Here is an 11,843-nt window from a genome sequence, read left to right on the forward strand (position 1 = left end):
GATTCTCTATATAATAGATCATTACCTTCTTTTTTTCATTAGGATGCGTGTATTGTTTCATTACTTAAAATAAATTTCTCAATAGTCTATAACAAAACCTTACATATTTATTTATAAAACAAGTTTATCTACCAGCCCAATTAGTTCTTGAATATCCGGCTTACTTACTTGTGCATTGGCTCCAACAGATTCGCCTTTATGATACAATTCATTTGTAATTAAAGAAGAGAAAATAACAACTGGTAATCGGTTCATTACCTTGTGATCTTTAATTACTTTCGTTAAATGGTGTCCATCCATCTTCGGCATTTCAATATCTGTAATAAGCAGATGAATATGTTGGAACATATTCTCTCCTTGTTCTTCTGCCAATTTTTCGATTTGTGCTAATGCTTCTGCACCGTTACTGAAGAAGTTAATTTTTGTATATCCAGCTGTTGTTAATGTTTCTTCTAGTATTTGGCGAAGCATCGCAGAATCTTCTGCAATATAAATACTTTTTTCAGCACGATCTGTTTTTTCTACTAGTCCAGTTAGTTTTTTTGTTTCATAACCAACATTGCTTATTTCACATACGATTTTTTCATAATCTAATAATAAAATAATTTTCTCATCAAGCTTAACAATTCCCGATGTTGTTTCTTCTAGTCCCATCGATAAAGAAGTTGGTTCATCAATCTGTTCCCATGAAATACGCTGGATGCGATACACTTCATCTACACGGAAAATCACTTTCATTTGATTCAATTCTGCAATGATAAACTTTGTTTGATCTAGTGGTTTACTAGATTTTAAGTTCAATGCTTTTGCTAAGTTAATAACAGGTAAAATTTCACCGCGTACTTGTACAACACCTTCAACTGCTGCATTTGCTTCTGGAACTGGTGTTACTGGAAACGGATTGATAATTTCACGTACTTTCATAACATTTATACTAAATAAATTTTCCCCAATTGTATATGTTACGATTTCTAATTCGTTTGTTCCACTTTCTAGTAAAATACTTTGCGCTTGTGACATAGACGGGTAATGCTCCTCTCTATTTTTCTATATATAAATACGTTTTAATTTCCCAACATACAAGTCGCTGCCATGCAGAATAAACCATGACTAGCACTCGCTTTCTCTCTGTGTTTTAAACCGTTGCACGTGGCAGAAAAAGGCACTGACCGCTTCTATGCATGGCCAGTTGCTCTCACCCACCTAAAAAGAAATGTTTTTTAAGTCGTTTTTTAGCTTGTATTTATATATATTTTATATATACTTTACTCATTTGTAAGTGAAACGAGCGTATCAAGTAATACTTCTTGTGCCCCTGATATTTCTGCCGGCGAAGCTTCCCACTTTTGCATAATTTCTTTCTCAACTTGTACGCGTAAGGAATCATCCATTCCTGCTAAAAGAAAACTTTTCGTTTCTTCATCAACATCAAGTAATGCAAGCCCATATATTTCTGGATTTCGCATCGTTTGAAATAATTTCTTCATAATAACGGGTGCAACATGTTTCACTTTTTCAATATGAATAGCCTTATCAGAAAATAGGAGTTCATATTGAATAAACGTGACATTTTGTTTTACAACTTGGAAATAACAGTTATTTTTTTTGTCATTGACAAAATAACCATTTGGATCCGCTATTACACTCTCTACTTTACGAATTAAATCAGGTAAACTATTTGCTACCATAATCGTCCGCTGCTCAATTTCACTCGGCGAAATGAACGTTACACGGTATTTATTTTGCGCCATATTCATTTCCTCCCTTTACCGTTTGGCTATATATTCATTTTAATTTTCCGACATATAAGCCACTTCTATGCAACATACACCATGACCTGCACTCGCTTTCTCTCTTTGTTTTAAATCGTTGCACGTGGCAGGAAAAGGCCCTGACCGTTTCTATGCATGGCCAGTTGCTCTCGCCTAACTAAAAAGAAATAGGTTTTTATGTCTTTTTTAACTCATATATATAACAGCCTCACATTTTACGAAACTGCAAGTAATTCCAGATTATTAAACCAAAATGCTAACTGCTGATCTATAATACCTGGCAAACCAATAAAAAATGAACGACATTGAATAACATCCGCAAACGCTTGATACTTCCATTTGTCACCGCTATAAATCCCAATAAAATAAAATTCATGAACACGACCGATTACTGCTTGTTTCTCTCCAAATGTGTAAGGAGGCACCTGTTTAATAATAAATTGATTTGGTAAATATTTACCTTCTTGCTGTTCAATATTTACAATTTGCTGTGCTAGCTCTCGTTTATCTTGAAAGAACGGCAGCTGCAAAATTCGTTCTTCTCTTGTCATATTTGTAGAAACCTCACTATTCATGATGAGAAAATATAGAATCTATATCTTTTATTCGGCATTAACAGGCAGTAAGACCTCCACCTTGCAAAGAAAAAACATAGGTGGAGGATAACTGTCCAATTGGTTCAACCTCTATCAGTTAGGATGAAAGTCCCACTGATAGAGGCTCAGCTTTCTTAGCGAATTAAGTTTACAACCTCATTTAACACATCGTCTGCTACTTTAATTACTTTTGTATTTCCAGTGAATCCTTTTTGGTACACCATTAAATCAACAAATTCTACAGCTAGATCAACGTTTGATCCTTCTTGTGATTTTCCACGAACTGCACCAGTTCCATTTTGTCCAGAAACACCTAAAGCAGGGTTACCAGCAGATGGTGTCGATACATAGTTACCATTTCCTATTTTCATAAGTCCCTCTTCATTCGGGAATGCCGCTATTGCAAGTTGTCCTCCAACTCTACTACTTCCATCTCCATATCTTACCATAACATAACCACCATCAGAAATTTCGAAATCTTTCACTGTTGTCGCAGGACGACCTGTAATCTCTGTTGCCTTCAGTGTTTTGTCAGTTGGATAATTTGTTGCACCACTAAAGTCTACTTCTACTCCAGCGCCAAATGGAATGGTAACTTTTCCGCCTTGCGTAATTTTATTCGTAGCTGGATCACGAACTATCGCTGCATCCGTTTGAATTAGTTCACCAAGATTATTAAACTTCAGATCTTTATTACTAACTAGTTCAGTGAAAGTTTGCTCATTTTTCTCATCGTTTCGAACTGATACTTTATACTTATATTCTCCAGCTACTGGCTTTCCTTGTGCGTCTGTCACTTGTTTCAGATCTACGCGCATCGTAAATTTATTTCCTTCTTCATCAAACACTCCAAATTCTTCTCCAAATTCCCCAACAGTTCTTGGAATGTTTCCCGACATGCTTGCATGATCAGTACGTATTCCAGGAATTGCACTGCCCATTGGAATTTTAATTGGCTGTGGTGCATTAGAAAAGTTAATTTCCTGTTTTCCAGGTTTCGTCGGATACGCAAGTACGTATTGTCCTTCAGAATTTACAATATAATGATCATCAGATACACTAAATGTACCTTTACGTGTGTATTGTACATTTCCACCTTTTGAATCACCTACAACAAAAAATCCATTTCCGTCAATTGCTGCTTGTGTTTTTCCATTTGTCAGCGTAATAGGACCCGTTGAATAGTCTGTTGTTGTTCCGCTTAATTTCACACCATTACCAATACTTTTTGGATTCGTGCCAGCATAATTTTCATCGCCTCGTGCACCCATTGTATTGTTATATAACAAATCATCAAACACTGCTTTTTGTTTTTTGTATCCAACTGTTTGGCTGTTAGCGATGTTATTTGATGTGATACTTAATGCATTTTGCATTGCGTTCATACCTGTAATACTTGTATATAATGCTTTAATCATATTCTTTGTACACTCCTTAAAATTTTGTTTAATGTTTATATTGCTTATTTTGTTGTTGCTGATGGCATTATTTCTTTATCAGACGCATCTACAACGAAACGAAGTGATACAATTTGATCACCTATTACAAGCTGTACATCATTGTTTGCTCCAAGGCGAATCGTATCAACTTTCCCTACTACTTCCTTCCCTTCGCCATTTACACCTTTTACGTATTTACCGAGAAACTTCATCCCACCATCTAGTGCTGTTGTATACATCGTGTCTTTCAAGGAATCAACAGCTTTCGTCATATTTTGCACTTGCTCCATAAGTGACAGCTGTGACATTTGATTCATCATTTGATTCGTATCCATAGCATTCATTGGATCTTGATGTTGAAAACTCGCTAAAAAGAGTTTTAAAAAATCATCTTTTCCCATAATCCCAGGTGTCTTTTGTTGAGTAGCTACAGCATTTTTATTTTGTACTTGCTGTGTTTGCCCTACTGGGATATGGTTTGTACTTGTTGTATTGAGTCCAACCGTCGGCACTTTTTATTCCTCCAATAATCCAGCAAAGTCTTGCTCTGCCTTCTGTTCTTTCTTGACAACTACTTGTTTTTGCTTATATTGTTGTCCTTTTTCCTGCTGCTCACGTTTTTGGTCTTTATCTGTATAGCTTAGTTCAATTTGAATATCTTTTTCTTTTAATTTATTTTTTAATTCCTCAAAAATGATTTCAACTTTCTTCTTCGCATCGTGTTTATCCATTTCAATATGAACTTGAATTTGATCACCTTGCTTTTTCATATACACAGTTAATGTGCCAAGTTTTTCAGGATTTAATTGAAAAAGAACGCGTTCTTGTTTCACGACAAACTTTTGCAACTCTTCAACATGAGCTTCCATTTTCTTTCCTAAATCAGGAAGCGATACTTTTTGCGCTGGCATATCTTGTTTTACAACTAAATCATTTCCTACAAGAAATGGTTTCGCATTGTTTTCGCCTGTTGGAAGTTGAACATCTGTATCTCCAAGTTCTGAAGTTTTTTCCACCTCACGCTTGCTTATTGTTGCAATTGGTTCTTGCTCTTTTTTCATTAAATCACACGTTTCACTTTGTATGATTTTTGCAAATTCAGTCATATTTTCTGGCGTTGTTAATTTTTCTAACGCCATTCCTATCGTATCTTCCAAACATATTGCATTTTGAATATTATTCTCTTTCAAAAATCCCATAAGCGATTGAAGCTCTGTTGCTGGAAGCTCATTTAATTTTATATTTCCATACGTTTCATATATTGTTTGTATTTTTTGTATGTATTGATATAAAGATTCTGGTTGTGCACGTAGTTGCTCAATTCCTAGCATCTGTTCTGAAATGGCTAGCAGTAACTCTTCTATCGGCTTTTTTTCTTCATTCTCTTCTTTTGAAACGAACGATTCCTTTTTTACAAACTTACTCTTTTCAATTTCATAACTCTTTTTCTTTATTTCTTTTGGCAGTTCGCTTTTTTCTACAGTTGATCGTTTTGGCTTCTCCACCGACTTCTCATTCATTTTCTCTGAAAATGAAGTCTGTTCTTGTTTCGTTTGCACTTCCAATGGTTTTTCTTTTCGCTGCGGCAAATTCAATTGCACTGGTAAGATAGATTCAATCATTTCTTTCACATCACCCATTCATACACATTCTTAAGTCGAGCAACATTTTTTCTTCGCGTTTTCCTTGTTCCTTTGCAGCTTTCTGGCAATCTTGCTGGAACATTCCATCAATAACGCGTTCTTTTTCTTGAATTTGCTCTAGAAGGAGTTTATTTTTCAGAATAAACTCTTCAATTTTTTCTATTTTCCTATTCCATTCCTCTATTCTTTCAGGTGAAAACGTATGAGAGGACAACATGCCAATATGAATACTTTCATTGACTTGCATCACTTTACTACGTGATTGAAAAACGTTCAAATCATGTGCTTTTTTTGCTTCTATCTTTCGTTTTTCCGTTGTTAATTCATACACTTCTTTTAAAACATGCTCTTTTTCTTGATTCATTTGTAGTTTTATCGTTTCATACTGTTTTGTTTTCACCTGCTTTTTAAACCCCTTTCTATTATACCTTTACTTATTCTTATTATATAGGTTTTTTAGAAAAAAATCTGCTAAATATTCTAGAATCTTAATATATTTATTAAATAAAAAGACCTCAAAATTGAGGTCTTACATAACACCATCCATTTGATGAATTACATCGGCAAAACGATAGCTTTCCGTTCGACCTTGCTTTAAAAATGTATGAATATCATCTATTTTATTTTTACATGCAAAAATATATGCATTTTCTTCATTTTCTTGAATTGTACCGAGTTTAAAGTACAATTCATTTTCTTGATAAATTGATAGCGTCTTCCGTATTTCATTCGCAATCTTCCAATGCTCCGGTGCTACAACCTCTTCCATAATTCGACTTACAGAATCTAATACAGAAATAGCTGGATAATGATTTAATGTTGCTAAATCACGCTTCAATACAATATGTCCATCTAAAATACCACGTGCTAAATCCGGTACTGGACCATTTAAATCGTCACCATCAACAAGCACCGTATAAATGCCTGTGATCGAACCTATTTTCGTTTTCCCAGAACGCTCAAGTAATTTCTTCATATAACTTTCCATTAACAATGTTTTCCCGCCAATCGGCAGCTCTTTCACTGCAATATCCACGCTTCTTCGAGCATCAGCAAAGCGAGTAACAGAATCCATCATGAGCAGAACGTTCTTACCTTGATCGCGAAAATATTCTGCGATTGAAGTTGCTAATTTTGCAGCGCGAAGCTGCATAAGGTGACTTTCGTCAGACGTTGCTACAACAACAACGCTTTTTTTCATTCCTTCTTCGCCTAGCTCTTTTCGAATAAAATCCTTTACTTCACGTCCTCGCTCGCCGACTAAACTAATCACATTAATATCTGCACTTGCATTTTTGGCAATCATTCCAAGCAATGTTGATTTCCCGACACCCGATCCGGCAAAAATACCAATCTTTTGACCAACACCAATCGTTAACATGCCATCAATTGATTTAATACCTGTCTCAAATACTTCTGTAATTTCTTCACGGTCAAACGCATGAATCGGCGGTGCATCAAGTCTTATTTTTTGCAGTGGTATAGTTGTTTCTCGTTCGTTTAAGATTTCGCCATTTGCATTTAACACTTTCCCAAGCAAATGCTCACCACGCGGCACCGTAACATCTTCGCTAATAAGCGTAACAGCGTCTCCATAACAGACCTTTTCAGTTTGCTCGAATGGAAGAAGCGTATTATTTTCTTTTTCAATCGCAATTACTTCACATAAGACATTATGCTCTCCAACAAGGCAAACATCACCAATTTTTGCTTTTGGCCCTTTTGAAACAAAGAATTGCTCTTGCACACTATGTACTTTCCCTCTTTTAATATAAAACGGTGCTTCCATGTGCGCATTCCATTTTTCATGTTCTTTTATAAGCCATTCTTTCATACTGGTTGCCCCTCAAGTAATTGCTTTTCTTTCCACTGTTCACGAAGCGTTTCAAAAATTGGACTGAACTTAAATTCAAAAAACTCTTTTTCTTCTTCTAAAATAAATTCACCAAACTGTAAAGAAAAATCATATTTCCATTCAACAAGTTCCAGGAGCCAATACTCTTTTGTTACGCTTTTTTCTCGTTCAATTTGCTCAAACGTTTCTGGATGAACGGTAATGGAAAGCTTTTCAAACGATGTTGGTAACGTTTGAACAATACCGGTTAAAATCGGTAACAAATCCAGCTGCCGAACATCAATAGCTTGATTTACAATATTTTGAGCTAAGTGTAGCGATTGGTCCCAAAGTAATTCTGACCATTCTGTTGCAATCTCTTTCTGTTCATCAAGCAAAGCACGGCGATCTGCCGCGATTTGTTTTTGGTGCTCTTCTCGTAACACTTCAAGCTGCGCTCTTTCTTGCTGCAACTTTGCTCTCTCTTCCACTAACTCTTTCTCTATTTGTTGCAAATGAAGCGTTTGTGACTGCAGCTCTTCCTTTTGAATAAATAATTCTCTTTTTATTTCACTTATTTCGGATGCTTCTTCGCAGTCTACTATTTCTTCTATTTCTTCTATTTCCGGTTGTGGAAATTGTAATTCATATGTTTGATGAGAAAAAGAAACAGAATTCTTCGGAATTCTGTTTTTAAATAAGGACATCTTCTTCACCTCTTTGAATAACAATACGACCTTCTTTTTCTAGTTTTTTCACAGTACTTGTAATCGTTTGTTGTGCTTTTTCAGCATCTGTCATCTTAAGCGGACCAAGACCATCTAGTTCTTCCAAGATCATATTTTTACGGTTATTAGACATACATGTAAATAACTTCTCTTTAATTTCTTCTTTCGCAATTTTTAATGCTTTTGCAATGATTCCGTTATCAGAAATCTCTTCTAATACACGGCGCATTGCTAAATCTTCAAGACGTAATAAGTCTTCAAAGACAAACATATTTTCTTTAATTTTCTCAGATAATTCATAGTCAACTTCATCAAGTTTTTCAAATACCGTTTTCTCTACACCGCGAGAAACGTTATTTAAAATGTTTACAATTGTTTTCAGACCATCTGTTTTGTTAATTGCACTAAACGCCATCATGTTTAATTTCGATTTTAATAAATCACCAATTTGTGCAATAAGATCGCTATCAACTTGTTCAAGCTTTGCAATCCCCATAACTGTTTCCACTCTTTTATAATCTGGCAATCTTTCAATTAATCTTGAAGCAAGCTGTGGTTTTATGTACGACGCAATAATGGCAATTGTCTGTGGTGATTCATCGTTTAATACTGTTAGTAATGGTTCTAAATCCGTCAGTGAGTTAAGAAACTCAAACGGATTATCTTTATTGTACCATAAGTCTTCTAATAACTTTTCCAACTCTTCTTCCGGCATATTTTTGAAAATACGGCGAATATATTCTTTATCTGGTGTTACTAAATTCAATTCTTTTACATTTAATTCATATAAAAATTCTCCTAATACGTTTTCTAACGTTTCGGCTTTATATGCACGAAACTTAGCAATTTCGCGTAGTAATACCTCTTTTTCCTCCTCGTTCATATATTCAATAATTTGTGTCGCCACATCTTCATCTAACATACGAACAAGTATGGCAGCTTTTTCTTTTGAAGAGATTCCTTCTATCATCACTTATGTCCCTCACTGTCCGTTTAACCATTTTTTGATTACTTTTGCAGTACCTTCTGTATGCTCTCTTGTTACTTGATGTACTTGTTCATCTAATGAAGGTTCTGTCGATTCTGGCACTTCTATTTTCTCTTGATATTCCATAACGTCTTCGGTAGCCGCTATTTCTTCGATTACTTCTGGTTCAAACTCTTCTTCTTCTTCTTCTTCTTTTCGTTTCGCCAAGAAGTACCATAACGCACCGCCTATTAGTAATAAGCCTACTAGAGAACCTCCAAGAATCCACCAATTAAAGCCACTTTCTTCTTCTGCTGCTTTCGATTCTGCTTTCTTCGGCTCATCAAATTGAACAGTCACAATATTCACTTGACCATTCGTAAAGTTTCCATTTGGATCTGCTTGTAATCCAGCGGCCGTTCCAATCGCTTGCTTAAAGGCATTAATATCAATATTTCTTTTTGCTAATGTTTTATTATCTACCCAAACAACGATATTCGTTTTCGTTAATTCTGGATGTTTCTTAACTGTTTCAACTGTTTTATCAATTTCATAGTTTTCGATTTTATTTCCGCTATTTTGATCATAGACAACTTTTCCATTTTTGTTCTTATCAATGCCATAGTTAGGAACTTCACCATTTGCAGTAATCCCTGCGCTTTGCTGCGGTGCCCCTTCTTGTGCTGTCGATTTCTCTTGTTGATCTTGTTTACTACGAAGTACACCTTTGTCACCATACTTCTCAGACTGTCTTGTTACTTCATCGTAGTTCACAGATACTTTCGTATTCACTTTAAAATCATTTAACTTAAACATGCCAGTTAATGTTGATTCAATGTCTTGCTTTAATTTATCTTCTATTTCATTCTGCAGTTTTATTTCTTTGTCATAAGAAGATGAACCTTTATTCTGTGATTCACTTGTGCCTTTTGAAAGGATTCCTTTTTTATTATCAATAACGCTTACTTCTTCTGATTTTACCCCTGTTACAGCAGCACTAATCATATGTTGAATACCCATAATTTGATCTTCTGTTAACGTTTGGCCTCTTTTCACACCAACTGTCACAGCTGCTGTACCTTTTGCTTTCTCTTCCTCAAAAATCGTTTCCTTTTCTGGTAAAGTAATTTGTACATTTGCACTTTCAATTGTTGCAAAGTTTCGTACAATATCTTGCTCTAATTGCTTCTTCGTTCCGACAAGCTGTTTCATCTTTTTATCTTGTTCACTAGAACCAAGTGAGCTTTCCAATAAAATGTCTTCACCGCTTTTCGAATTAAACGGTAACCCCATTCCTGTCATTTCTTTTCGAATCATAGGGGCATCTTTCTTTAATACGGCAATAGAACCGTCTTGATTCAGCTTATAGTCAACCCCTAACTTCGATAATTCAACAGTTATATCTTGTTTATCTTTATCACTTAAGCTTTGATAAACAGTCACATATTTATCAGGCATCGTGTAATATAGCAATCCAGCTGTAATAATAGCTAAAATAGCAGCTCCAATCACCATCTTATGCCACGCCTTTAACGACTGGAACACACCTTTTATTTTTTCCATTTCACACACATCCGTCCATATTTCTAAATTTGCATACTCATAAGCTGTTTATAATTTTCGATAAGATTATCTCTAATAACAGCTGCAGTTTTCATTTGTGCTTCTGCTTTTTTTTGTTGAATCATTACTTCATGTGTTTCTCCTACACCTTTTGTAAGCAAATCATATACTGCTGTTTGGGCATTATTTTGTGTTTGATTCATGCCTTCAAGTAAATCGATAAACGCTTTTCCTTCTACAGGCACAGAAGACGTTTTCGGCGCTGTGAGCTGCTGAATTCCGCTAAACGGCTGTGTATTAACAATCGATTGAATTTTCATACGTTATCTCCCTCTCTTTTTGAGATTCTTAACCTCGCCCGATTTCTAAATCTTTATCAAGCATTTTTTTATTCGCATTAAATACACTTGTATTTGCTTCATACATCTTTTGGGCGACCATTACGTTTGTCATTTCCGCAGTCATATCAATATTCGGATAACGTACGTACCCTTCTGCATTTGCTTGTGGGTGCGATGGATCGTAAATCAAATTCTCATTTGGATCGGTTTCAATAGATTCTACTTTTACACCTGTGTTAGGCTGTTGCTGTAACATGCTTGCAAAACTATTATTTTGCGCTAACACTACGCTGCGGCGATGGTACGGTCCTCCATCAGCTCCTACCGTTGTATTGGCATTCACAATGTTATCAGAAGTGACTTCCATCCATTTCTTTGCTGCTGTTAAACCGGAACCGCTGGCATTAATTGCTTGAAACATATATTTCCCCTCTTTTCTTAACGTCCTCTAGCTGCTTGATCTATTGTATACTGCGTATTAATTGCATTAATAGATACACCGTATAACTGATTCGTTTTTACAAGATCAATCATTTCTTTTGTCACATCAACACTATTGCCATCTTCTTTAACAGCCAAATTATTTGTTCGAATCTTTGCATATGTATTTGTTTCGTTCGTTAATGGTAAATGCATTACATTCGTTTGATACATTTGCCTATTTTTTTGTAAATCTAATTCATTTTTTTTATACAGTTCATTACTCCCTACAAGTTGTTCAGCAAAGTCAACATCTTGCGCTTTAAAGCCTGGCGTATTGGCGTTAGAAACATTATTAGAAACAGCATCTCTCTTAGTCACTAAATAATTCATATAATGACTTACATCATTAATAAAATTCGTCATATTCTCACCCTCTTCTATCGTTTCATTTTCATATTCCGATATTATCAACGAACACATACATTTATTAAAATAATATATTATTATGTATCTCTCAATATTTTATGTCATTTTTAC

14 protein-coding genes are annotated in these 11,843 nt (G+C 35.2%); all 14 read right to left on the reverse strand.

What is annotated here, in order from left to right; all coding sequences use genetic code 11:
• Positions 1-111: 111 nt before the first annotated feature.
• Entirely contained in the window at positions 112-1,020 is a 909-nt protein-coding gene (locus V7024_RS20605; protein WP_335523355.1) for a chemotaxis protein, read from the reverse strand.
• Positions 1,021-1,265: 245 nt separating this feature from the next.
• Positions 1,266-1,751, reverse strand: a complete 486-nt coding sequence (locus V7024_RS20610; RefSeq protein WP_335523357.1) for a LysR family transcriptional regulator — start codon at positions 1,749-1,751, stop codon at positions 1,266-1,268.
• A 236-nt stretch (positions 1,752-1,987) separates the two neighbouring features.
• On the reverse strand, positions 1,988-2,323 hold the full coding sequence (locus tag V7024_RS20615; protein WP_335523360.1) for a DUF3964 family protein: 336 nt from the start codon (positions 2,321-2,323) through the stop codon (positions 1,988-1,990).
• A 179-nt stretch (positions 2,324-2,502) separates the two neighbouring features.
• Positions 2,503-3,786: a flagellar hook protein FlgE gene (gene flgE / locus V7024_RS20620; protein ID WP_335523362.1), complete on the reverse strand. Its 1,284-nt coding sequence runs from the start codon at positions 3,784-3,786 to the stop codon at positions 2,503-2,505.
• Positions 3,787-3,830: 44 nt separating this feature from the next.
• Positions 3,831-4,319 (reverse strand): flagellar hook capping FlgD N-terminal domain-containing protein, encoded by a 489-nt coding sequence (locus tag V7024_RS20625; RefSeq protein ID WP_335523366.1) that lies wholly within the window; start codon positions 4,317-4,319, stop codon positions 3,831-3,833.
• Positions 4,320-4,322: 3 nt separating this feature from the next.
• Positions 4,323-5,447 carry a flagellar hook-length control protein FliK gene (locus V7024_RS20630; protein ID WP_335523369.1) on the reverse strand — a complete coding sequence of 375 codons (1,125 nt, stop codon included), beginning with the start codon at positions 5,445-5,447 and terminating at the stop codon, positions 4,323-4,325.
• Positions 5,440-5,814, reverse strand: a complete 375-nt coding sequence (locus tag V7024_RS20635; protein WP_438824490.1) for a cytoplasmic protein — start codon at positions 5,812-5,814, stop codon at positions 5,440-5,442. The genes V7024_RS20630 and V7024_RS20635 overlap by 8 nt, the downstream gene beginning before the upstream one ends.
• Before the next feature lie 165 nt (positions 5,815-5,979).
• A complete protein-coding gene (locus tag V7024_RS20640) occupies positions 5,980-7,284 on the reverse strand; it encodes a flagellar protein export ATPase FliI (protein WP_335523374.1) in 1,305 nt (434 codons plus the stop codon).
• Entirely contained in the window at positions 7,281-7,991 is a 711-nt protein-coding gene (locus tag V7024_RS20645; RefSeq protein WP_335523376.1) for a FliH/SctL family protein, read from the reverse strand. The genes V7024_RS20640 and V7024_RS20645 overlap by 4 nt, the downstream gene beginning before the upstream one ends.
• Complete coding sequence (locus tag V7024_RS20650) at positions 7,978-8,982, reverse strand: flagellar motor switch protein FliG (RefSeq protein ID WP_335523377.1); 1,005 nt, start codon at positions 8,980-8,982, stop codon at positions 7,978-7,980. The genes V7024_RS20645 and V7024_RS20650 overlap by 14 nt, the downstream gene beginning before the upstream one ends.
• Positions 8,983-8,994: 12 nt before the next feature.
• Entirely contained in the window at positions 8,995-10,542 is a 1,548-nt protein-coding gene (fliF, locus tag V7024_RS20655; RefSeq protein ID WP_335523379.1) for a flagellar basal-body MS-ring/collar protein FliF, read from the reverse strand.
• Positions 10,543-10,565: 23 nt separating this feature from the next.
• Positions 10,566-10,862, reverse strand: a complete 297-nt coding sequence (gene fliE, locus V7024_RS20660) for a flagellar hook-basal body complex protein FliE (protein ID WP_335523381.1) — start codon at positions 10,860-10,862, stop codon at positions 10,566-10,568.
• Positions 10,863-10,890: 28 nt separating this feature from the next.
• On the reverse strand, positions 10,891-11,304 hold the full coding sequence (flgC, locus tag V7024_RS20665) for a flagellar basal body rod protein FlgC (protein WP_306201643.1): 414 nt from the start codon (positions 11,302-11,304) through the stop codon (positions 10,891-10,893).
• Positions 11,305-11,321: 17 nt separating this feature from the next.
• Complete coding sequence (gene flgB, locus V7024_RS20670; protein ID WP_335523384.1) at positions 11,322-11,729, reverse strand: flagellar basal body rod protein FlgB; 408 nt, start codon at positions 11,727-11,729, stop codon at positions 11,322-11,324.
• Between the last annotated feature and the right edge of the window lie 114 nt (positions 11,730-11,843).

The organism is Bacillus sp. JJ864, assembly GCF_036963045.1.
GTDB classification, from domain to species: Bacteria; Bacillota; Bacilli; order Bacillales; family Bacillaceae_G; genus Bacillus_A; species Bacillus_A pseudomycoides_C.

Coding starts and splice junctions, on each gene's coding strand:
- V7024_RS20605 (WP_335523355.1), bottom strand. CDS start 1,020: ATGTCACAAGCGCAAAGTATTTTACTAGAAAGTGGAACAAACGAATTA.
- V7024_RS20610 (WP_335523357.1), bottom strand. CDS start 1,751: ATGGCGCAAAATAAATACCGTGTAACGTTCATTTCGCCGAGTGAAATT.
- V7024_RS20615 (WP_335523360.1), bottom strand. CDS start 2,323: ATGACAAGAGAAGAACGAATTTTGCAGCTGCCGTTCTTTCAAGATAAA.
- flgE (WP_335523362.1), bottom strand. CDS start 3,786: ATGATTAAAGCATTATATACAAGTATTACAGGTATGAACGCAATGCAA.
- V7024_RS20630 (WP_335523369.1), bottom strand. CDS start 5,447: ATGGGTGATGTGAAAGAAATGATTGAATCTATCTTACCAGTGCAATTG.
- V7024_RS20635 (WP_438824490.1), bottom strand. CDS start 5,814: ATGAATCAAGAAAAAGAGCATGTTTTAAAAGAAGTGTATGAATTAACA.
- V7024_RS20640 (WP_335523374.1), bottom strand. CDS start 7,284: ATGAAAGAATGGCTTATAAAAGAACATGAAAAATGGAATGCGCACATG.
- V7024_RS20645 (WP_335523376.1), bottom strand. CDS start 7,991: ATGTCCTTATTTAAAAACAGAATTCCGAAGAATTCTGTTTCTTTTTCT.
- V7024_RS20650 (WP_335523377.1), bottom strand. CDS start 8,982: ATGATAGAAGGAATCTCTTCAAAAGAAAAAGCTGCCATACTTGTTCGT.
- fliF (WP_335523379.1), bottom strand. CDS start 10,542: ATGGAAAAAATAAAAGGTGTGTTCCAGTCGTTAAAGGCGTGGCATAAG.
- fliE (WP_335523381.1), bottom strand. CDS start 10,862: ATGAAAATTCAATCGATTGTTAATACACAGCCGTTTAGCGGAATTCAG.
- flgC (WP_306201643.1), bottom strand. CDS start 11,304: ATGTTTCAAGCAATTAATGCCAGCGGTTCCGGTTTAACAGCAGCAAAG.
- flgB (WP_335523384.1), bottom strand. CDS start 11,729: ATGACGAATTTTATTAATGATGTAAGTCATTATATGAATTATTTAGTG.